The sequence below is a fragment of the Micromonospora sp. WMMD712 genome, assembly GCF_029581295.1.
In the GTDB taxonomy this organism is placed as follows: Bacteria; Actinomycetota; Actinomycetes; order Mycobacteriales; family Micromonosporaceae; genus Micromonospora; species Micromonospora carbonacea.
Map to the genome: position 1 here is coordinate 90,310 of NZ_CP120743.1, position 22,586 is coordinate 112,895.

At 73.4% G+C, this 22,586-nt stretch carries 15 protein-coding genes; 9 read left to right on the forward strand and 6 right to left on the reverse strand.

The annotated features are described in order from the left end of the window. The first annotated feature begins 254 nt into the window (after positions 1-254). The 8 genes from O7633_RS00375 (at position 255) to O7633_RS00410 (ending at position 14,553) form a co-directional block, all read left to right on the forward strand. On the forward strand, positions 255-2,282 hold the full coding sequence (locus tag O7633_RS00375) for a hypothetical protein (RefSeq protein WP_282325273.1): 2,028 nt from the start codon (positions 255-257) through the stop codon (positions 2,280-2,282). Further along, positions 2,279-5,185, forward strand: a complete 2,907-nt coding sequence (locus O7633_RS00380) for a hypothetical protein (RefSeq protein WP_282325274.1) — start codon at positions 2,279-2,281, stop codon at positions 5,183-5,185. Before O7633_RS00375 ends, O7633_RS00380 begins: the two co-directional genes overlap by 4 nt. 17 nt (positions 5,186-5,202) lie before the next feature. After that, entirely contained in the window at positions 5,203-6,576 is a 1,374-nt protein-coding gene (locus O7633_RS00385; protein ID WP_282325275.1) for a hypothetical protein, read from the forward strand. 13 nt (positions 6,577-6,589) lie between these two features. Beyond that, positions 6,590-8,098, forward strand: coding sequence for a vWA domain-containing protein (locus O7633_RS00390; RefSeq protein ID WP_282325276.1), 1,509 nt, complete (start codon positions 6,590-6,592; stop codon positions 8,096-8,098). Between the two features lie 31 nt (positions 8,099-8,129). Continuing rightward, a complete protein-coding gene (locus O7633_RS00395) occupies positions 8,130-11,219 on the forward strand; it encodes a tubulin-like doman-containing protein (protein WP_282325278.1) in 3,090 nt (1,029 codons plus the stop codon). A 201-nt stretch (positions 11,220-11,420) separates the two neighbouring features. Beyond that, a complete protein-coding gene (locus O7633_RS00400) occupies positions 11,421-12,851 on the forward strand; it encodes a pectinesterase family protein (protein ID WP_282325279.1) in 1,431 nt (476 codons plus the stop codon). Positions 12,852-12,948: 97 nt separating this feature from the next. Beyond that, a complete protein-coding gene (locus O7633_RS00405) occupies positions 12,949-13,320 on the forward strand; it encodes a nuclear transport factor 2 family protein (protein WP_282325280.1) in 372 nt (123 codons plus the stop codon). Between the two features lie 333 nt (positions 13,321-13,653). Next, the gene (locus O7633_RS00410; RefSeq protein WP_278134451.1) at positions 13,654-14,553 is read left to right on the forward strand and encodes a hypothetical protein; all 900 of its coding nucleotides are present in this window, start codon (positions 13,654-13,656) and stop codon (positions 14,551-14,553) included. A gap of 451 nt (positions 14,554-15,004) precedes the next feature. On the opposite strand, the gene O7633_RS00415 is transcribed toward O7633_RS00410, so the two are convergent. The 5 genes from O7633_RS00415 to O7633_RS00435 all read right to left on the reverse strand — a co-directional run bounded on the left by O7633_RS00415 (position 15,005) and on the right by O7633_RS00435 (position 18,646). Next, a complete protein-coding gene (locus O7633_RS00415; protein WP_282328702.1) occupies positions 15,005-15,244 on the reverse strand; it encodes a GntR family transcriptional regulator in 240 nt (79 codons plus the stop codon). Beyond that, positions 15,241-15,768, reverse strand: a complete 528-nt coding sequence (locus O7633_RS00420) for a Uma2 family endonuclease (protein WP_282325281.1) — start codon at positions 15,766-15,768, stop codon at positions 15,241-15,243. Before O7633_RS00420 ends, O7633_RS00415 begins: the two co-directional genes overlap by 4 nt. Positions 15,769-15,852: 84 nt before the next feature. Continuing rightward, a complete protein-coding gene (locus O7633_RS00425) occupies positions 15,853-16,230 on the reverse strand; it encodes a hypothetical protein (protein ID WP_282325282.1) in 378 nt (125 codons plus the stop codon). 49 nt (positions 16,231-16,279) lie between these two features. Next, complete coding sequence (locus O7633_RS00430) at positions 16,280-17,218, reverse strand: alpha/beta hydrolase (protein ID WP_282325283.1); 939 nt, start codon at positions 17,216-17,218, stop codon at positions 16,280-16,282. A 168-nt stretch (positions 17,219-17,386) separates the two neighbouring features. After that, positions 17,387-18,646: an acyltransferase gene (locus O7633_RS00435; RefSeq protein WP_282325284.1), complete on the reverse strand. Its 1,260-nt coding sequence runs from the start codon at positions 18,644-18,646 to the stop codon at positions 17,387-17,389. A 433-nt stretch (positions 18,647-19,079) separates the two neighbouring features. Between O7633_RS00435 and O7633_RS00440 the strand changes: the two genes are divergently transcribed. Continuing rightward, positions 19,080-21,620 carry a DUF262 domain-containing protein gene (locus tag O7633_RS00440; protein ID WP_282325285.1) on the forward strand — a complete coding sequence of 847 codons (2,541 nt, stop codon included), beginning with the start codon at positions 19,080-19,082 and terminating at the stop codon, positions 21,618-21,620. Here O7633_RS00440 and O7633_RS00445 read toward each other — a convergent pair. Next, positions 21,617-22,531, reverse strand: coding sequence for an IS5 family transposase (locus O7633_RS00445; protein WP_282325286.1), 915 nt, complete (start codon positions 22,529-22,531; stop codon positions 21,617-21,619). The genes O7633_RS00440 and O7633_RS00445 overlap by 4 nt on opposite strands. Positions 22,532-22,586: the final 55 nt, after the last annotated feature.

Here is a 22,586-nt window from a genome sequence, read left to right on the forward strand (position 1 = left end):
ACGGCGGGACCGGGGCCGTGCGGCTTTTCCTCGACAGCGGCGAAAAAGTGTCCGAAGGCTGACACTGACAATTCCCGGTGCCCGACTACAGTCGGGCCACGCCGACGCCGAGGCGCGGCAATTCCCCTCGTCACCTCCCGATCGTCCCGCGCCCTCTCCCGATCGCCGGTGGCCCGACGCTGGCCGGACGACGGCTGGCCGACCGTACCCCTGACCGGAGGACACCCGTGCCGACACACCGCACAGACCCCGCGGTGCGGACCCGCGAGCGCGCCGAGCGCCTGCTCGCCGCGGTCACCGCGGCCCTGCCGGGCGGCCCGCACGCCGACGCCGCCCGGGCGGCGTCGGAGCGGGTCGTGCGCGTCGCGCAGGCGCCCGTCTCCGTCGCCCTGCTGGCCGAGGGCGACGACGACCACGTCGTCAGCCACCACCTGTGGCCGCCGCTGCTCGGCGGGGGCGCGCCGGCGCTCACCCCGCGGCGGTCCACCCTCGGGTACGTCACGGCGGTGCGCCTGCGCGCCGTCGCCCGGGAACGGGCGGCGGTCCGTGCCGTCTCGGTGTCCTTCCTGGACCGCGCCGGGATCGCGCGCTGCCGGTCCCGGCTGCTCGACCGGCTCGGCGACGGGCCCGCGTCGGCCGCCGACTGGCCGCAGGCGCTGGCGCAGGCCCGGCGGCTCTGGCCCGCCGCCGACGCGCGGTGCCGCGCCGGCCTGACCGAACTCGTCGCGCTGCACCGGGCCGAGGTCTTCGCCGAACACCTGCTCGGCGTCGAGGGGGTCCCGGCGCGACTCGACGCCGTCCACCAGGCGACGATGCCGTTCCACGTCGGCGGGGCGGCCGGCGGTGTCGCGCCGTTCCCCGACGCCACCGCGCCCGGCCCGTACGAGCCCGGCACCGAACTCACCGAGAGCGTCCTGCACCGGGTCTTCCCGGTGGTGCGGCGGGTGACCGTCGAGGTGGACGTGCCGCACGACCGGTGGCCGCTGGCCGACGAGCCCCTGGACCTGATCGACCTGCCGGTGCTCGCCCCCCACCTGCGCACCGGCCGCGCCGACCTGCTGATCGAGGACGAACTCGGCGCGGCCAGCGCGGCCGTGCTCCTGCCGGGGGCGCGGGGCGACGCCGAGCGGGCCGTGCGGGGGTACCCCCAGCTGACCGTCCTGACCGGGCCGGGCAGCGCGGCGCTGCGCGCCGGAGCGCCCGTCCCCGCCGACGACCTGCGTGCCGCCCTGCTCGGCGCGGGCCGCGACGCCGGCCGGGCGGCGCGCGCCACCCGGGCCCACGCGGCCCACCTGGACCTGCGCCGGGTGCTGCGCGCCACCGTCGCCGCGCTCGACGAGGAGCCCCCCGCCGCCCCACCGCCGCCCCCGGCCGCGCAGGAGCGGCTGCGCGACCTGGTGGGCCGCATCGGCACGGAACTCACCGCGCTGATCGACGACGTGGGGCGCGGCGTCGCCGGCCCCGAAGCCCGGCTCGACGGGGGGATGACCCCGCGGGACGCCGTCACCCAGCGGGTGGTGGCCCGGGTCCACGCGTGGCCGCAGTGGTCGGTCCTGTTCGCGGCCGTCGCCGAGCAGCACGTGCAGCCCGGCGACGGGTTCGACCGGGAGGATCCGCCCGCGCGCCCCGACGTGTTCGAGGCGACGTTCCGCGCGACCCTGCGGGAACTGCCGTCGGTGGTCGGCGAGGTCGTCGACGCGACCGTCGCCGCCTGGCGGCAGCGCCGCTCCCCACGGCTCGGCCCGCTGAAGGCCGTGCTGCTCGACGACGTCGAACCGGCCCGCGAGCGGGGGGACGGGGACGGCCGCGACGCGGCGCTGACCACGCTGCGGCGTGCCGTGCAGCTCGACTGGCTGACCCACGCCGGCCCGGCCGACGGGGCACCGCCCGCCGACGCCGACGCCGCGCGCCAGGCGTTCCCCCTCGCGCCGGACCGGCCCCTGCCCTGGCACGACCCGCACGGGCCCGGCTGGCACCAGGCGACCGTCATGCGGGTGCGCCGCGAACTGGTCGAGGCCGTCCGGCGGCTGGCCGTCGAGGGCCTCGCCGTGGAACAGGCCCGCCGGGTCGACGCCATCCGCCACGCGCTGCGGGAGCTGCGCGCCGCCCTGCCCCGCACCGACGCGGAGATCCGGGCCCTGGCCGGCGTCGACCCCGGCGTCGAGCCGGACCCCCCGCAGGTCCTCGCCCGGCGGGTGGAGGCCCTGCTGGAGGAGGACGACCTGTCGTCGCGCGCCGAGGAGGACAACCGGATGTCCCGCACCGCCGAGGAGGGCAGATGAGCAGCGAGGACCCCCGCCCGCCCGGCGTCGGGCGGCGGATCCGGCCGGGCGTGCGCCGCTTCCCCGACCGGCACGGCGGGCTGGCCGCCGTCGACTTCGGCACCACCAACTCCACCGTCACCCTCTACGACCCGTACCGGCCGCCGCCGCAGTTGCCGATGCCGGCCGACCAGCGGGCCGTCCTGTGCCGGGAGACCGTGGCCCTGCTGCGCGCCGAGCCCGCCGACGACGAGCTCGCCACGCCCCGCGCCGGGGCGTGCCGCGCCGAGTGGGCCGCCCTGCGCGACCGGATCGCCGGCGACCTGACCGGCACCGACGTCGAGGGTCTCGTCGAGGCCGTCGAGAGCGACGAGGCCGCCGGAGGCGGCCTCCTGCACCGGGTGCTGCTGGCGCTCGACCTGGCCCAACCCGGCGGCACCGCCCCCTTCTCGGCCTGGCTCGCCGGACGCCTGCACCACTGCTACGACACCGCCTTCGCCACCCCGGCCCTGGAACACCACTGCCTGTTCCCGGTGCGGCTGGACAGCGCGATCGAGGCCGAGGAGGTCCCGAGCCGGCTCGACGTCACCGCCGTCGACCCGGAGCTGCGCGTGCGCCTCGGGCCGCCACTGGGCGACGGCACCCCGCTGGCCTCCGTACGGGGCCTCAAGCACCACCTGGACGACCCCGCCTTCCGCGTCGCGCTGCGCGACGACGACCGCACCGTCGACGTGGAGGCGCTGCTCGGCGGGGCCTTCGGCTTCCTGCTCGACCGCACCGACGAGTTCACCCGGGCCCACCCGGACCGGCTGGAGAGCGGCCACGTCGATCAGGTCGTGGCCACCTACCCGACGATGGCCCCGCCGTCGGCCCGGCAACGCCTGGCGCGGGTCCTCACCGACGTGCTCGGCGTCGGCGAGGCCGACCTGCGCTACGACGAGGCGATCTCCGCCGCGCTCTTCTTCCTGATGCGTGACCTCGGCGCCAACTACGCCATCGGCATCGAGGCCCTGCGGGCCCGGTTCCGCCCGGTCCCCGGCGGGCAGCGGCACTGGATCGAGAACTCCCTCGTCGTCGACATCGGCGGCGGCACCACCGACATCGCGCTCGTCACCGTCCACCTGCGCGACGAGACGCCGCCGCTGCCGGGGGCCGAACCGGGCACCACGGGCCGCTACTACCGGCTGCTGCCCCAGCTGCGCGGCACCAGCGGGCGGGCCCGGCGGGGCGGGGACTTCCTCACCCTCCAGGTCTTCCACCTGCTCAAGGCGATCATCGCCGACCACCTGCTCACCACCGGGCACACCGGCGCCGACCAGCTCGGCGAGGCCGGGGCCTGGCGCGAGTGGCAGGACACGGTCACCGCCGGCCTCGACGCGTCCTGCCGCGAGAACGGCCGGTACGTGCCGGGCCGGCTCGTCCGTCAGGCGCTGGGTGCCCTGCGCCGGGACACCGCCGTCCCCGAGGGGCCCGCCGGCCGGCGGTTCCGCGACAACGTGGAGCGGGTGCTCGGCACCCGCACCGCCGGCGTCGCCGGCAGCCCGCAGGGCCGGGAGCGGACCTTCGGCGACCTCTGGGAGCTCGCCGAACGCGCGAAGATCGACGTCGCGCCCGGCCGCCCGTTCCGGCTGCCCGCCGACGTGGTGCAGGACATCGTCAGCCGGGCCGACGGCGTGCCGGCGAAGCTGCCCCCCGGCATCGGCGGCGGGCCGCTCGAACTGTCCTACGCGCACTTCGTCGAGGTGACCGAGCCGATGCTGGTGGAGGTCAGCCGGCTCGCCGCCGGTCTCGCCCGCGCCCGCCTGGACGGGGCGGACCGGCTCGACCGGGTCATCCTCACCGGCAAGGCGAGTCAGCTCGCCCTCGCCGCCGACGTCGTCGGCCGGGAACTGGCCGCCGGCAGCCGGCGCGGCGAGCCGCCGGTGCGGGTCGTGGTGGAGCGGACGTACGCGAAGAACGCGGCGTCGATGGGCGCGGCGTGGGCGGCGTCGCTGGCCTCCCTGGGCGCTCCCGACGCCGACGAGGAACTGCTGCGCCAGGGCGCCACGGAGGTCGCCGTCGAGGTCGACAACATGCTCCAGGCGTTGCCCTGCGCGCTGAGCATGGCCGGGCGCGCCGACCAGGGGCGGGTGCTCCTGCCCGCCGGCACCCCGCTGCGCGAGCAGGCCGACGGCAGCCTGCGCGCCTTCGCCACGATCGGCCCGCTCGGCGACCGGTGCATCATCCGGCGGGAGGTCGACGGCGGGCAGCCCGTGCCGTGGGGGGTGTTCCGGTGGAGCGAGCTCGACTCCCGGCTCGCGGAGTCGGGCGCGTCCCGGCGGCTCGACCGGCGGCTCTGGCCGCGCCAGATCCGGGCCGGCATCGAGGTCGACGCGGCCGGCAACCTCGACCTGCTGCTGTGGCGCGGGGAACGGCCGTACCTGCGGATCGACCGCGCGGAGCCGGCCCCGCGGCTGCCCGCGGAGCTGCGGGGCGACGTCGCCGACGCCACGGCGCACGCCGACCGCCTGCACGTGGCCGGCGCACGGGAGACGCCGCCCCGCCCCGCGCTGCGGGGCGCCGACGCGGCCCCGGCCCGGGAGACGTTCGTCGACGAGCATGGCGAGACCCGCGCCGGGGTGCTCGGCGTCGGCGCGTTGCCGCCGCCGGGCGACGACGGCCGGTGGGGCCTGCTCTACCGCACCGACGACGGCCGGGACCACCTCGTCGGGACGCTGTCGGCGGTGCCCGGGGCGCGGGGTCCGCACCTGGTGAGCCTGGACGCCGACGGTGTCGTCCGGGTGCACGCCGGCGACCCGCCCCGGTGGACCACCGACGACCCGCTCGACGTGGAGACCCACCCCGGTGTGGTGCTCCGGGTGCGCCTCGGCGCGCCGCAGCTCGACGCCGACGACCACGACAACCCGTTCGACGGGACCCACTGATGGACGGACGAGACCCAGTGACCGACAGCGGAACCCACCGCACCGACGTGCCCTTCGAGGAGCTGCTCGCCACCGTGCTGTGCGCCGAGGGCCGCCACGCCGAGCTGTTCCGGGAACACGTGACCCGGCTCGGTGGGGTCATGCAGGAGGGGCTCCTGCGGGCCGCGATGGACCGGGCCCGCCGCGGCGTCCCCGGCGAGGAGGACGAGATGTGGCAGTGTGTCGCCGAGCTGTACCGCCGCCTGGTGTCCCGCCTGGACCGCCGGCCGGCCCCGGCCCCGCTGACGGAGCCGGCGGCGGCGGAGGCTGCGGCGGCGCAGGCGGCGCGGCAGGCCGATCCGGCCGTCGGCATCGTCACCGGCCGGGCCGTCCCGCCCGGTGACGACGGGGCCGTGGCCGGCACGCCGGCCACCGGCGGGGGCACGCCGCACCGACCGGACGTGGACGGCTGGGCGGTGCCGGGAGCCCGGCCCGTCGCCCCCGAGGTCCGCGAGGCCGGCGAACAGGTACGCCGGGCCATCGAGCAGGTCTTCGTGGAGTTCGCCGACGAGGCGGAGGTGCGCCGCTGGACCGGCGGCCGGCCCGTCCCCGCGGGCTTCGAGCTCGTCGACCGGTGGCGGGCGTTCCACCTGAGCCTACTGCGGCTGCCCCCGGCGCTGGAGGCGCTCTGGACGGCCCGGATGCGCTCCGCCGCCCCGGCGTACTGGCTGGAGCCGGCCGAGAACTGGCAGCGGGTCCCCGCGCCGGCCACGGTGCCCGGCCGGGTCCTCGTGCCGGCGTGTGGGCGCTACCCCGGCGTCCTGGCCGACCCGCGGGCGTCGAAGTCCGGCGGCGTCGCCGCGCCGCTGTCCGGCAACGAGCCGGGCCACGACCTCGCCGCCGGGCTCGCCCATCAGATGAGCTGGCTGGCCGCGGCCGACGAGGCCGCGCACAGCGCCCGGACCTGGCAGCTCACGCCGCTGCGGGACCCGCACGAGGGCGTCGGCTACACCGAGCTGCTCACCGAGCGGCTGGCGAAGTTCAGCCAGGCGGTCGCCTGGGGCGAGACGGAGCGGTGCGTGCTGCGGGCCGCCCAACTCGCCGAGGGGCTGCGCATGGTGGTGCACCGTCCGCTCGTCGCGCCGGACAGCTGGTGGCACCGGCTGCGCGACGAGACGGTCCGGTTCGTGCGGGAGGTCGCCGCCGAACACGCGCCCCACGTGGTGATCACCGAGATCGCCGGCCGGTACGCCGAGGCCAAGAACAACGGGCTGACCGACGGCCGCGACGACGTGCGCCTCACCAGCGCGTCCGAGTCGGACGGGCTGGTCCTCGACTGCCTACGGCCCCACCTGCGCGGCACCGAGCTCGGCGACAAGCCCGGCCGGGTCGTGTACGGCGCCACGCACTAGAAGGAGGAGCCCAATGCCGAGACGTGCCGTCCGGTCCGCGCTCGCGGCCTGCCTGCTGGCGCTGCTCACGGTCGTCGGCGCGCCCGCCCGCGCCGGCTCCGCCCCCGACCAGGCCACCCTGCCGGAGGTCCTGCGCAGCCTGCGCGTCGACACCCTGCCCGCCGACTACGTCGTCCTGCTCGACGTCTCGGCGTCCATGCAGGACGGCCGGCGCGACCTGTACGCCGACGCGCGGGCGGCGCTGCGCCCGCTGCTCGACGGCCTGGCCCCGGTGGACCGGCTGCACCTGATCGCGTTCGCCGGGAGCCCCGGTCCCGTGTTCAGCGGCGACATCGGCGCGAACGGCGCGGGCGTCCTGGACCGCCTGCCGCCCCGCGCCGAGGGGCAGCGGACCGACATCGGCGCGGCGATCGATGCCGCGTTGCAGATCGTGGAGCAGCCCGGCGAGGCCGCCCCGGCGACGGTCATCATGCTCACCGACGGCGTCCAGGACCCGCCGCCGGGGTCGAGGTACGCGCGCTCGGGCGACGACGCCTTCGCCGACCTGCGCAAGCGGGCGCGTGCGGTGGAGGAGCGCCGCTCGGTGCGCGCCCTCGGCGTCCCGCTGACCGGCCGGACCGACGTGCGCCTGCTCGACGAGGTCTTCGACGACACGGTGCTGATGGACCTGCCCCCGGAACAGGTGGGCGACTACCTCGGCCGGGTGCGGGACCGGATCGCCGTGGAGAAGGCCGCCGCGTACGTGGCCCGGGACCGGCTCGCCGCGACGATCACCCTGGAACCGCCGTCGGTCGTGGTCGGCGATGCGCCGGTCGACGTGGTGGCCCGCATCCGCAGCGCCGCCACCCGGGTCCCGCTGACCGTCCGCGACCTGACCGTCGAGGTGGACGGCCTGCGCGTCACGGGAACGGCCGATCCGGCGCAGGTCACCCTCGACCCGGGCGCGCCCGAGCAGCGGGTCACCGTCCGGCTCCGGCCGCAGGCCCTGCCCGGCACCTGGGTCGGCGGCGAACGCACCACCGACGGCGAGGTCCGGCTGGTGGGCACCGTCGACTCACCCTGGCGGGACGTGATCGACCGCGACCTGGGCCTGGAGTTCGCCCCGCAGCCGGTGACCGCGCGGGCGGCCGGGGCCAGGACGGCGAGCGGGATCCCCGTCTGGCTGGTGGTCGTGGCCGGGCTCGCGCTCGTGGCGCTGGTCGCGCTGGTGGTGACGCTGCGCCGGCGGCGCTGGAAGCCGATGGGCGGCGGGCACCTGCTGGTGGCCGAGCCGGGCGCGGCGGCGCCGTACCGGCAGTTGCTCACCGGCCGGAGGGTGCGCTTCCCGGCGGCCCACGGCCGGGGCGGCACGCAGGGCACGGGCACGGTCCGGGCGCAGCGGCGACGCCGGACGGTGGGCAGCGGCACCGAGCTGGTGCTGCACGTCGACTACCGCCGGGCGGGCCGCCGGCAGCGCGTGGTGTGCCGGCCCCGGCAGCCGGTGTCGGCCGCGGACGGCACGACCTTCACCTACCAACCCTGACCACAGCCTCACGGCGGACATGGAGGACATCGTGCTCCCAGCACTGGTGATCGGGCTCGGCGGCACCGGGAGCATCGCCGCCGCCCACCTGAAGCACCGGCTCGCGGTCGAGCAGCGCTGGCAGGACCTGCGCCTCGACCCGGGCGCGTCGGAGCGGACGGCGGGCCGCCCCTACGACTGGCCCGTCCTGCTGCGCGCCCTCGACGTGGACCGGCGCACGCGCCCCCAGGTCGACGGCGTGAGCCTCGACGTCGACACCGAGGACCTGTACCTGGACGGCTCGGTCCGCTCCATGATCGACAAGGTGCGGCAGGGGCGGGACGTCGCGCAGGAGTTCTACCCCACCGTCGTGCCGTGGTTCGGGCCGCAGGACGCGCGGGAGATCCGCGACGACGAGGCCCTGTCCTTCCTGGTGGAGGGCGCCGGGCAGATCCGGTCGTTCGGCCGGCTGGCGTTCTTCTCCGACGTGCTGGGCGCGACGCCGGTGACGAAGCGGCTGGAGGACGCGCTCGACCAGCTCACCCTCGTCGACGCCGACAGCATGCCGAACATCTACGTGGTCAGCTCGACGGCGGGCGGCACCGGCGCGGGCATCCTGCTCGACGTGCTGGCGTACCTCCAGAAGCTGCGCCAGGAGCACGGCGGCGGGTTCACCGTGACGCTGTTCTGCGTGCTCTCGGGCGCGTTCCGGCGGCGGCTCGACGGGCCGCAGCGCACCCGCAGCGAGGCCAACGGGTACGCGCTGCTGCGCGAACTGGACCGCCTGATGAACAGCGACCGCGCCCACCCGGCGGAGTTCCGCTGGTCGGCGCGGAACCGGCACGAGATGACCGCCGCGCCGGCGCAGTACACGTACTTCATCGACGGCCGCCGGTCGCGCTCGTCGGGCCGGCACCTGCCGGCGTACGACACGGAGGCCGTCTGCCCCGTCGCGGTCGCCGACGCCGTCTACGCGCACCTGCTGCCGACGGTCGGGCCCGCGTTCAGCAGCTACCGGGTCAATGCGAAGAAGTACACGCGCGGCGCGACGGACCTCTACTCCACCTTCGGCGTCTACCTCGTCGAGTACGCCTGGGAGCCGGTGATCCGCGGCCTGGTCGACCGGGCCGCCGCCGACGTGCTGGCCGCGCTGCCCACCGCCGTCGGCGACCTGGGCCCGGAGGTGGACCAGTTCCTCTCCGGGGCCACCGACGAGCGGGACGCCGAGGGCGCGCAGCCGCCGCCGGTGCTCCAGGAGCTCGACAGCGAGCCGGCGCGGGAGGGGCTGCTGGCGCCGTCGTCGGGCTGGCTGACCGCCCCCGGCGGCGGCCCCCGCCTGCCGGACCTGCCCAACCTGCGCCTGCCCTTCGAGGACATCCGGCCGATGCGGACCGACCACCGGGGGCAGTTCGTCGTCGACGCCACCCAGGAGACGCTGCGGATGTTCTGGGGCGAGCAGAACGCGCCGCTGACCCTCAAGACGCAGCAGCAGTGGCACCCGGTGGCCGACCACCACGCCCGGGAGACCGACCGGCAGTGGGGGATCGCCCTGCGCGGCGCGGTGGCCCGGATCATGTCCCGGCGCGACGGCGGCCCGCGCGGCGGGCTGGCCTTCCTGGACCGGGTGCAGCAGCGGCTCGACCTGTTCCGCAGCCGGGTCGAGCAGGCCCCCCGCGCGGATCCCGGCGTCGCCAAGGCCGCGCGGGACGAGGCCGAGGAGCGGGTCCGCGAGGACCGGGGCCTGCGCCGTGGCCGGCACCAGCTCGACTACCTGGCGGCCGAGCAGGCGCTGCTGACCGCCCACTACCAGCACGACTGCCAGCTGCGGACGCTGCTGATGCTGGAGCGCATGACGCAGACCGTCGCGGTCGTCCGCAAGGAGGCGCAGGGCTGGCGGGACGCGGTGGACGACGCGACGCGCGTCGTGCGCCTGGCCATGGAGGACGTCCGCAACGAGCGGCGGCAGGCCGAGCGCTTCCCGCTGCGCCGGGTCGTGCCCGCCGTCGACGACCACCACACCGAGGCCTGGCTGTACGACCGGTCGGTGGGCGGCGCCGACCGGGAGCGCCGGCGGCCCCGGCTGGCCGACGTGGCCTCGGCGCTGGCCTGGCGGGTGTCGCTCGCCGAGGGCGGGGCGACGCTGGCGCTGGCGTCGACGTCGACGCCCGGGAGCCCGGCGGCGGCGGTGGTGCGGGCGCTGCGCGACCGGGCCCGCCCGCTGATCGCGCCGCTGCGCCAGATCTCGGTGTTCGAGCTGCTTGAGCGGTCCCGGGTGCCGGCCGACGAGTTGGGCCGCGAGCTGCTCGACGGCAGCGACTGGCTGGTCAACTACGACGACGAGGAGCACCGCCGGCTGGTCAACCTGGCCCGGGACGACGACGGCGAGCCGCAGCAGCAGGTGTACGCCTTCGCGGCGCTGCCGCCGACCGGCGCGCCGGGTGAGGCGCTCAGCCGCGACCTGTGGGCGTTCCTGCGTCAGCAGCGGGTCGACCTGAACGACATCGTCCCCTCCAACGAGGCCGAGGAACGACCGGTAACCGACAAGATCGTGCTGTTCGCCTCCCGGCACTCCCTGCGGCTGGCGGCCTTCGACGGCTTCACCGACCTGCGCCGCTCCTACGAGCAGCGGCGGGCCAGCCCGCCGTCGCCGCACGTGCTCGCAGAGGAGAAGAACGCGGCGGTGCTGGAGGCGTACTCGGAGAAGCTGGTCGGCGACGGCGTCCTGGCCCGGCCGCTGGGCCGCCTCGGCGGGGAACTTCTGCTGCTGTGCCGCGACGCCGACCTGCTGCGGGCGGCGGCCGTGGCCCTGGCCAACGAGCGGCTGTCGCCGATCCTCGCCTCCGACGGCGGCGATCACGTCCTGGGCTGGACGACCCGGTCGCAGCGCGGCCTGCCCCACCAGCAGGTCGGCGACGAGGCACGGTTGGGGCTGATCCTGCGGGACCTGGTGGCGCAGTCCACGCGCCTGGCCGAGATCCGCCGGGACGCCGTGCTCGCCGCCGCCGACGAGGCCCGCCGCGACCTCGACTGGGAGTACGGGACCCGGCGCTTCTACGGCCTGCCGTCGGCGCACCGGATCGAACCGGAGCTGTGGCACCTGCTCACCGTCGCGGCCCACCTCGCGATCGACGACCGGCCCTGACGGCCCGGTCCGGTGGCGTCCCCGGCGGGGCGGTCGTCGCGCGGGTCGCGGCGACCGCCCCGCCGGCTCTCCCGGGATACCGCGAAGAGGTGGGGAAAGCGCTTTACAGCTCGTCCGCGACGTGCCACGATATGCCCCCGTGACATAGGCGAGGCTCGATGGCTGGCCCGCCCGCAGGCCAGGACCCCGGGGAGAGTCAGCGTGAACGTTCTGTCGAGGCGGCGGCGAGTCCTGTCGGTGGCCGCCGCAGCCCTCACCACCGCCACCACGGTCGTCGCGGGCGTCGCGACCACCGGCTCCGCGCAGGCCGCGGCCGGCTGCCAGGTCACCTACGCGGTGGCCAGCCAGTGGGACGGCGGTTTCAGCGCCACCATCAAGATCAAGAATCTCGGGGACGCCGTCAACGGGTGGCGGCTGGGCTGGACGTTCACCGCCGGTCAGGCCGTGACCCAGTCCTGGGGCTTCACCGCGAGCCCGGCCAGCGGCAACGTGGTCGCGACGAGCGCGGACTACACCGCGTCGATCCCGACCAACGGCGCGGTGGACGTCGGCTTCAACGGGTCCTGGAACAACTCCAGCAATCCCGCGCCGACCGTCTTCACCCTCAACGGCACCGCCTGCACCGGCACGACCACGCCCACCACCGCACCCCCGACGACCCCGCCGCCGACCACCGCACCCCCGACGACGCCGCCGCCGACCACCCCACCGCCGACCACCCCGCCCGCGACGACCCCGCCGCCGGCCGGGACGCCGACCGTGGCGGCCGACGGCACCGGCACCTACCGCACCGTCCAGGCCGCGATCAACGCGGTGCCGACGAACAACAGCTCCCGGGTCACGATCACCATCAAGCCGGGCGCCTACCGCGAGGTCGTCACGGTGCCGGCCAACAAGCCCCACATCACCCTGCGGGGCCTGGGCTCGTCGCCGTCGAACACCGTGCTCGTCTACAACAACTACGCCGCCACCCACGGCACCTTCAACAGCGCCAGCATGTTCGTCTACGGGGCCAACTTCGTCGCGGAGAACCTGACGATCTCCAACGACTACGTCGAGAACTGGAACAACAGCGACCAGCAGGCGGTCGCGCTGCACCTCAACGCCGACCGCGCGGTGCTGCGCAACGTGCGGCTGCTCGGCGACCAGGACACCTTCCTGGTCAACGACAGCACCCGCGCCTACGTGGTCGACTCCTACGTGGAGGGCACCGTCGACTTCATCTTCGGCGGTGGCACCGTCGTGCTCGACCGGGCCTCGATCTACGAGAAGCGGTCCACCGGCGGGCCGATCACCGCCGCCCGCACGCCCGCCACCAAGACGTACGGGATGCTGATCTACCGCTCGACGATCACCGGCGCGACCGGCAACACCACCAACCTCGGCCGGCCGTGGGGCCCCACCGCCCAGGTGCTGTACCGGGAGTCGTCGCTCAGTGGCACCATCAAGACGGCCCAGCCCTGGACCGACATGTCCGGCAACGCCTGGCAGAACGCCCGGTTCCTGGAATACCGCAACACCGGCGCCGGCGCGGGCGTCAACAGCAACCGTCCGCAGCTCAGCGACGCGCAGGCGGCCAACTACACGCCGCAGAAGTATCTCGCGGGCTCCGACGGCTGGAACCCGATGTGACCAGCTTCCCCGAGGCCGAAAGGCCACACCGGAAACGTGAAATCGGCTGATAATGCGATTCACTTGATCTGCCGGACTTGGCTGCCAGACTCGGGGCATGACGACCGATCTGGAACCGGGGGTGACGGAACTGCTCCGCCGCCTGTACGCCTCGTTCAACGCCCGCGACATCGACGACATCGTCAGCGTTCTCAGCCCAGAGGTCGACTGGCCCAACATGATCGACGGTGTACGCGCCACCGGCCCGGCGGCGGTGCGCGAGTACTGGCGGCGTCAGCTCGACTCGATCGACCCCCGGGTCGAACCGCGCGCCATCACCCCGGAGCCCGACGGGCGGATCTGCGTCGAGGTGCACCAGGTCGTCAGGACCCTCGACGGGGAGGTGCTGGCCGACCAGGTGGTGCACCACCTGTACACCATCCGGGGTGGGCTGGTGGAACGCATGGACGTCCGGGAGCCGGTGTCCTGACCCGCCCCCTCCCGGCGGGCCTTCGCCCTACCCCTACTCCGGTTCAGTAATCTGCGTCACACTTCGAACTGCTTGCTCGGCGGGACGGCTCCCACCGACCACCAGGAGGTGTTTCCCGCTCCCGAAACCCGCAACCGGCGGCCAAAGGGCCCATTCCCCCATCGGAGGCGAATCGCCAGCGCAGCGTGCCCCACACGGAAAGTCATGACTCCTGACGTGGCGTGATCGACGTCGGTCACCCACCCCGATCGGGAGGGCGACAATTTGCGCCGCTCACTACCCTGTTTCATGATCCCGTGCCGTGGCACCCGCCGATAGCGATAAGGGCTTCAGATGAGCAACAATCACCCTCCGTACGGAGGGCAGCCGGATCCGAACGTCACCCCGTGGAGTGGGCCGCCCGCCCCCGCCCAGCCCGCCGGGTACCCCGCGTACGGCCAGCCGGGCTACGGCCAGCCCGCCTACGGCCAGCCGGGGCCGCCGCAGTTCGGCGCTCCCATCCCGCCGCCGCAGAAGTCGAACCGGGGCCTGATCATCGGCCTGGCCGCCGGTGCCGTGGTCGTCGTCCTCGCGATCTGCGGCGCCGGCATCGGGCTCGCCCTCGTCGGCGACGACGAGGACCCCACCCCGGTCGCGTCCGGCCCCGCGACGGCGGGCCCGACCACCGGCAACCCCCAGCCCGGCACGGAGCCCTCGGCCGCCCCCGAGCCGACCGAGTCCCCGGATCAGCCGAACAACAACAACGCGGTGACGGCGCGTTACTCCAGCGACCTGTCGGGCGTGTGCGACGGCAGCCCGATCCTCAACGCGGCGACCTACAGCGGCCCGTCCGGCGCGAAGGCGTACACCTTTGCGAACTCCATCGAACGGCCCACGTTCTGGTCGACGAAGTCGGTCAGTTCCGCGAAGCCGTACTACGCGAAGTCGGCCGACTTCACGTCGGTGTCGGTGGTCGCCTGCCTGAAGGTCGACGAGGGTAGTGAGGGCGCGCCCAAGAAGTGCGACTACAAGGACAACTCCGGCAAGCAGGTCACGATCTCCTACATCTCGTCGCGCTACACCATGACCTTCTACGCGGCGAAGACCGCGGAGAAGATCGGCGACGGCGGCACCGTGAACGCCCCGGCCAACCGGTGCCCGAGCTTCATCTCGTACAACAAGGTCACCATGAAGTCGTACGCCTCGCCGGACAGCGGCACCATCGAGGCGGCCCTGGACAAGTTCCTGTCCTGACGCGGTGCACCGCAGTACGGGAAGGGGCGGCGGTGCCGCCCCTTCCCGTTGTCTGTGGAAGATGGCAGCCGACACCGGGGGCACATATGGAGCTGAGTCGCATGCGACATCACCCGCACCCGGCCGCCGCACCCCCGACCGCATCTTCGGTGATCAAGAGGTTTGCGTCTGCCCGGAGAACGATCCTGACACTTTCCTCTTGATCACCGGGGGATGTGGGGTTGGCTGCGGCGGTAGCGTTGGTGGGATGGGGCTTGGCTATCCTGCCGTGGCACTCACCGACGGGGCTGTTCGCCTCCGTCCCTGGCGCGAGGATGACCTTGAGTGTCACCTTCCCCGACCGGCGCGCTGACGCCGTCGTCTTCTCCCGGATTCGAGAGCCTCGCCGCCGCAAGGACTGAGGCGTTCAGGCGAGGCTGCGAGAGCATGGCCTCGGGATCCTGACGGCATTTTACGGGTTCTGCCCCGAATCGTCGGCAACAAAGACGCCGATGCCCGTACGGCCGACCAGCTCGTCACGTTCGATCATGGAGTCGAGGGCGCGCCGGATGGTCATGTGGCTCGTGTCGTACTCCTCGGCCAGGAGGCGCGCGGAGGGCAGCTTGCTCCCTGGCGGGTAGATGCCGGCCTTGATCTTCGCGCGCAGGTCATCCCGGCGCGCCGGTGTTGCGAGCCAGCCATGCTCAGTCAGTCGAGGTCGTGGTCAGCCGGGCTGGCGTTGAGGACCCAGGCGAGCGGCATTGACGCCCGGACGGCGTAGCGGTCGCCGTCGAGCCGGTGCATGGTGACGGTCTGCGCCGGATCCTGGTCGACCACCCAGTATTGCGGGATGCCGGCGGCGGCGTACTCGTTGCGTTTGGTCACCGTGTCGATGCCCTCGGAGCCGGGGGAGACGATCTCGACGACGAGGAGCACGTCGGCCACCGGCAGCCAGACCCCGTCGGCTTGGGCCTTGCTCCAGACGACCAGGTCGGGGATGCGCCCGCCGACGCCGCCGTGCCGGCCCGGGATGCGCAGCCCGACGGCCTGGGCGATCCGGTCCGCCGGAATGCCGCCCTGGGCGAGCCACACCATGAGCCGGGTCGCGATGATCGCATGGGCGTATCCCGGCGGCGGTGCGACCGTCAGGACACCCTCGGGGCTGATCTCGTATCGGTGGTGGTCATCCGCGGCCATCATCGCGGTGAGGTCGTCGAGCGTCACGACCGAAGGCATGTGCCTGCCAACCGCCTCTGAGCTCATGCGCCGATCGTACCGGCCCCACCGGGACGGCAGCCGACGACGCGGCCGCTGCGCGGCTCAGTCTCTTCCGACCGCATCGCGGTAGTCCAGCAGGGCGGCGGCGCGGCTGTCACCGAACGTGGCGAGCAGGCCTCGCGCCTCCTGCCTGGCTGCCGCCCCCTCCTCGGGGCGGTCCGCCTCGGCGAGGGCGGCGGCTAGGCGATCCAGGGTCAGGGCCAGCTGCCAGGTGTCGCCGAGCTGGCAGTGGGTGGTCGCCGCGCACAGGTGGAAGGCCACGGCCTCCTCGGGCCGGCCAAGTACCCGGTACGCCTCACCGGCGCCGTCGAGTTCCGCAACCGGTGGGCGATGGTGGAAGCGGCCCTCGCCGCCGATACGGATGGGGTGGTGAACTCGGTCTCCGGTGACGTCAGCGGCCCGGTCGTCCAGGCGCGACATCCACGGTGGCATCTCCTTCGGCAGTTGACTCGATGCCCATCGTCGGCGGTCAGAGCATCCGACGGAAGGCGGCCACCGCGTCCCGCTGCATCCGCCGCGACACCGCCGCCTCGGTCACCAGCGCCGAACCGTGGAACGTGGCCGGATACAGGTGCGCCTCGGTCGGCACGCCGGCCTGGGCCAGCCGCTGCGCATAGCGCATCCCCTCGTCGCGTACCGGATCGAACTGGCAGCCTGAGACGAACGCCGGCGGCAGCCCGGCGAGGTCCTCGGCGCGGGCCGGGGCGGCATACGGCGACACGCCCGGGTCGCCGGGCCTGACGCTGTCACCGAGGTAGTGGGACCAGCCCAGCTCGGCGCTGGGGCGATTCCAGATTGGGGTGTCGACGTAGGCGCGCATGGACACGCTGTCGAGCCGGTCGTCGAGCACCGGGACGTCGAGATACTGCATGGCCAGCCGCGGGCCGCCACGGTCGCGGGTCAGCAGGGTGAGGCCGGCGGCGATCCCGCCACCGGCGCTGCGGCCGTAGAGGCCCAGGCGGGTGGGGTCCACGCCGAGTTCGTCGGTGTTGCCGGCCAGCCAGCACAGCACCGTGTAGCTGTCCTCCAGCGCCGCCGGGAAGGGCGCCTCCGGCGCGAGGCGGTAGTCGACGGCGATCACCACGGCCCCGGTGCCGGTGGCGAACGCGGCGGCGTCGGCGTGTTCGAGCGCCAGGTCGCCGAGCACGAAGCCGCCGCCGTGCAGGTGCAGGACGGCCGGCATCGGCGTCCTTGCCGGCTGCGGGGTGTAGATCCGGACCCGGACGGCGGGGGCGTCGGCCGGGCCGGGCACCGTGCGGTCGAGCACGGTGAGGCCGGTCAGGTCGGGCGGGGGAAGCTGGGCCGCGATGGCCCGTCCGACCTCGCGCGCGGCGGCCGGGTCGCGAAGGTCGAGGACGGGCAGCATCGGCACCCACGGCGCCAGCTCCGCGTCATAGGCGTACGTCATGTCAACCTCCATGGCCGGAACCGCTCGGCAGGCCGCCGGGCGGCATTCGTCCTACCGACGAGCGACCGGGCCAGGATCAGACATTCTGGGCCGTACCATTTTCCGTCGGTCTGACATCGCGGCCGTCGGCCCGGCGCCGACCGGGTGGACGGTCGGCGCCGGACCCGGTCAGCCCGCCAGCAGCAGCGCGACGCCGGCCAGCGCGCCCAGCGCGGAGAAACCGGCCCCGATGCCCAGGGCGAGCCGTGGCGACTGCGAGACCCGCCGGGAGTATCTGATGCGGTTCTCCACGAAGTGGAAGGTCAACCAGGCCGGGACGGTCGACAGCGCGATCACCAGCAGCCCGGTGGACGTCGACAGCGGTCCCCAGTAGGTGGCCGCGATCGCGATCATCGGCCAGTGCCACAGATACAGCGAGTACGACAGCGCGCCGACCCAGCGCAGCGGCGCGACCCCGAGCGCGGTCCCCACCCCGCCCCTGGCCGGGGCGGCGCAGCCGGCCGCGATGACCGCCGCGGTGCCCAGCACCGGCAGGGCGGCCGTGTAGCCGGGGAAGTCCATCATCGGGGTGAAGGACAGGCAGGCCACCAGCACCGCCGCCAGCCCGGCCCAGCCCAGCACGACAGCGACCGGCCTGGGCAGCCGGGCCCACGCCCCGACCGACATGGCCACGCCCGCGCCGACGGCCAGCTCCCAGATCCGGGTGGTCGTCTGGAAGAACGCCGGGGACTGCGCGCCGACGGTGGTGGTCACCGACCAGGCCAGCGAGCCGGCGGCCAGCAGGCCCAGCGCCGTCGCCAGGACCGGCTTCACCCGGGCGCCGGACACCTTGGCCAACGCCACCGCCAGCAGGATCAGCAACGGCCAGATCAGGTAGTACTGCTCCTCGACGGCAAGCGACCAGAAATGCTGTACGGGGGACGGCGGCATCGTCGGGTCGGGGTTCGCGAAGCGTTCGGCCAGCCGCCAGTTCAACAGGTAGGACGCCCCGGCGATGATGTCGCCGCCGATCTGACCCCACCGGCCACGAGGCACCATCAGGAACACGAACACCGCTGCCGTCAGCAGCACCACGTTGGCCGCCGGCAGCAGCCGCTTGGCCCGGCGGGCGTAGAAGCCCATCAACGAGACCCCGCCGGTCCGGTTCTGTTCGGACAACAGTTGGGTGGTGATGAGATAGCCCGAGATGACGAAGAAGACGTCGACGCCGACGAAGCCGCCGGAGAGCGCCGGCACGCCGGCGTGGAACAGCATCACCGTCACCACGGCGACCGCGCGGATTCCCTCGATGTCGCCACGGAACCTGGTGCGCGGCCGGTCGGGCGGGCCGGCGTGGTCCGGCTCGCCGACGGGCGGTGGCGACGCCGGCCGTTCCGGGCCGGCGGGTCGGGCGGGCGCTGAATGCGCCGCGTCGGCTTCAGTGGACATCGTTCCTCCCAGGGCATTCAGGCGTCATGATCTGCATCTATGGATACGGGATCGAATGTATTCGCCGCCATATTCACCCCGGAATCGTTCTGTTGTTGAGACGTGTGGCGTCGTGAATGCTGTGACATGTCGTGAATGGATGTCTGCGGATCGTTGAGTTGCGGTAGTTGCGGCAATGGTCGGATAGCTAATTTATTCGAGCTAATCGAATGCAATCTGCGGGATGTGTCGGAACGCCCGGCGGTGCTCCTTTCTGGCTATGCACTTTCGGTCAGTGGGTGCGGTCGCTCGTGCCCATTGCGCCGCCCGATCGGGTGACCGCCAACCGCTGTCGGCTATCCGACGCGGCAACCTGCCATGCGTGTTGCCCCCGGCTGCACTGATCTGGTTGTCTTGCCGGCTCAAGGGTGGGTCCAAAGGGGACGGGTGCGGGATGGTCACGGCGCAGGAAACCACGTTGCAGGGTCTGCTGGAGGGCACGAGGCAATACCTTGTGCCGCTTTATCAGCGGACCTACTCGTGGACCGAGCTTCAGTTCGAACGGATCTGGGACGACGTCTGCCAGCTCGCCAGGGACCGGGCCGACCACCCGGCCGCCACCCACTTCATCGGCTCGCTGGTGCTCGCGCCCAGCCCGGCCATGGGCTCGGTCGGCGTCGCCGAATACCTCGTGGTGGACGGCCAGCAGCGGCTCACCACGCTGACCATCCTGCTCTGCGCCATCCGCGACCACCTGGCCGAGCACGTGAGCCCGAAGCACCGGCTCCGGCTCGACCAGCAGTACCTGACCAACCCGTTCGAGGAGCAGCGCTGGTTGAAGCTGGTCCCCACCCAGGCCGACCGGGACGCGTACGTGGCCTGCGTAAAGTCCACGCCGCAGGCCGGCGGGGACAACGCGGTGGGCCGGGCGTACCGGTTCTTCGCCAAGGCGCTGAACAACCTCGCCGCCGCCGAGGAGCCGATCACCGTCCAGCAGATCGAGAGCGCCGTGATCACCGGCCTGGCGTTGGTGGCGATCACCGCCAGAACCGGCGACAACGTCTACCGGATCTTCGAGTCGCTGAACAACACCGGGCTGACGCTCACCCAGGCCGACCTGCTGCGCAATTACATCTTCATGCGGCTGCCCAACCGGGGACAGGCCGTCTACGAGTCGCTCTGGCTGCCGCTGCAGCAGCGGTTCACCCCGACGGAGCTGGTCCTGCTCTTCTGGCTCGACCTGGTGCACCGCGATCCGAAGGTCAAGCAGAGCGACACGTACTCGACCCAGCAGGCCCGCCTCGAGAAGCTGCGCACCGAAGCGGACGTCGAAGCCGAGGTGCAGCGGTTCAGCCGGCTCGGCGCGCTGCTGCGGGTGATCCTGCACCCCGCAGAGGAACACGACCCGGCCGTACGACAGCGGCTGGAGCGGCTCAGCGCGTGGGGCACCACCACCGTCTACCCGGTGCTCCTGCACCTGCTCGACCGACGGGACCAGGGCACGGCGACCTCCGAGCAGATCGCCGCCGCGATGCTGTACCTGGAGAGCTTCTTCGTCCGGCGGCTGCTGATCGGCCGGAGCACGATGAACATCAACCGCATCCTGCTCGCCGTGGTCACCGAGATGGACCGGGACCTGCCGGTCCACGAGGCGGTGCGGAAGTACCTGTCGACGGGCCGCAAGCACTGGGCCACCGACGCGAGCCTGCGTGCCCTGGTGCGGACTATCCCGTTCTATCTCAACGGCCGGGCCAGCCAGCGCAGCCTGGTGCTGCGCTGGCTGGAGGAGTCCCACGGCAGCAAGGAGCCGGTGGCGCTGGAGAAGCTGACCATCGAACACGTGCTGCCGCAGACCCTCAGCGAAGAGTGGGCGCAGATGCTCGCCGCCGACCTCGACACGGACGAGACCCCCGGCGAGGCGCACGACGCCCTCGTGCACACCCTGGGCAACCTGACCCTCACCGGCTACAACTCGGAGCTGAGCAACAAGCCGTTTGCCGCCAAGCGGACCGCCCTGGCGAAGAGCGGCGTCCAGCTGAGCCGGGACATCGCCGACCGGCAGCGGTGGGGCCGCTCGGAGATCCTGGCGCGGGCCGACGCCCTCGCCGAACGGATCATCACCAGCTGGCCGGGCCCCACCGAGGAAAGCGGCAACCAGTCCGACGTGCCCTGGGACGTGCTGGCGAAGGCCCTCGCCGAGCTGCCGGCCGGCTCGTGGACCACCTACGGTGACCTGGCCGCCCTGATCGGCACGGCGCCGCAACCGGTGGGGAACCGGCTGGCCAACCACCCGACCCTGAACGCCCACCGGGTGCTCCAGGCCGGCGGGATCGTCGCGGGCAACTTCAAGTGGCTTGAACCCGGCCGCACCGACGACCCGCGCGACGTGCTGCGCGGCGAGGGCGTGACGTTCGACCAGCACGGCCGCGCCGACCAGGCCCAGCGCATCACCGTCGAGGAGTTGGCGCAGCTCGCCGGCATCACGCCGGAGGAACTGCCCGAACGTGCCCCCCGACCCGGGCCGGGCCAGGGCGGGACCTACGCCGACCGGTTCATCGAGCAGCTCACCGCCCGGCAGAGCCCGGCCGTCACCACCGCCGTGCTCGTGCTGCTCGAGGAATGGACCACGCTGGGCGGGACCCTGTCCTACGGCACCGGCGGGGAGACATCCTGCTTCCTGATGGCCCGGCGCAGGGAACACGAACTGGGCAGCATCTGGCCGGCCGTGATCTACCCGGGCGGAAAGTTCGAGGTGGTCTTCCAGCACCTCAGCGTCCGCACGCCGTTTGACGACGTGACCCTGCGGGAGGAACTGCGGCAGCGGTTGAACCAGTTGCCGGGCGTCAGGATCGCCGCTGCCAAGCTGACTTTGCGGCCGGGCTTTCCGTTAACGGTCCTCGCCGACGCCGACGCCCGCGAGGCGCTGCTCGACCACCTGCGCTGGTTCTACGACCAGGCGCAGCTTGACACCCCCGACGAAGCCGACCTGATCTAGGCCGTGTTTCGTAGGGCGCGGAGCCATTGGTTGATGGCGGCGATGGTGAGGGTGGCTTCGTAGCGCACGGCGAGTTTGTCGTACCTGGTGGCCATGGCGCGGTGTTGTTTGAGCTGGTTGATGCCGCACTCCACGGCGTGACGCAGGCGGTAGAGGTCGGGGTCGAACGCGGGCGGACGTCCGCCTTTGGAGCCTTTGGCCTTGCGGTGCGCGTCCTGGTCGGTCTTGCTCGGGATGCACGCCCGGATGCTGCGGGATCGCAGGTGGGAGCGGTTGGCCTTGGACGTGTATGCCTTGTCGGCCAGCACCATGTCGGGGCGGGTCCGTGGCCGGCCGCCACCGGCGCGGGGGACGCGGATCCTGGCCAGCACGGGGATGAACTGTGGGCTGTCGCCGCGTTGTCCGGCGGTCACCACCACGGCCATCAGTTTGCGGCCTTGTTCACAGGCCAGATGGGTCTTGGTGGTCCAGCCGCCCCTCGACCGGCCGAGCCCGTGATCTGCCGGTTCGGTCTGCACACCACCGGGGGGCTCTTTCTGAGCCTGACCGTCGCGGCGGGCCCCGGCGGCGTGGTGATGGGCGCGGCTGATGGTCGAGTCCACGCTCACCGTCCAGCCGATCAACCCCGCCGCGTCCGCGCTGGCCTGCAACAAGGTGAGAATCCGAGACCAGACGCTGTCACGCTGCCAGCGCCGAAACCACCGGTACAGGGTCTGCCAGGGCGGGTAGGGCAAGGGGACGTCCCGCCACGGTGACCCGGTCCGGACCCGCCACCGGATCCCGTCGATGATCAGTCTCATGGTCCATCTGCGCGGCCGAGCATGACCCGTTCCCGCAGGCAGCAACGGCTCGAGTACCGCCCACTGCACGTCGGTCAGGTCATGTCGCCTCGCTGCCGCTACGCTCGGCACGAGGTCTCCGGTGTGAAGTTCTAGCTTGGTCGCTGAACCAAAACTACGGTTGCGT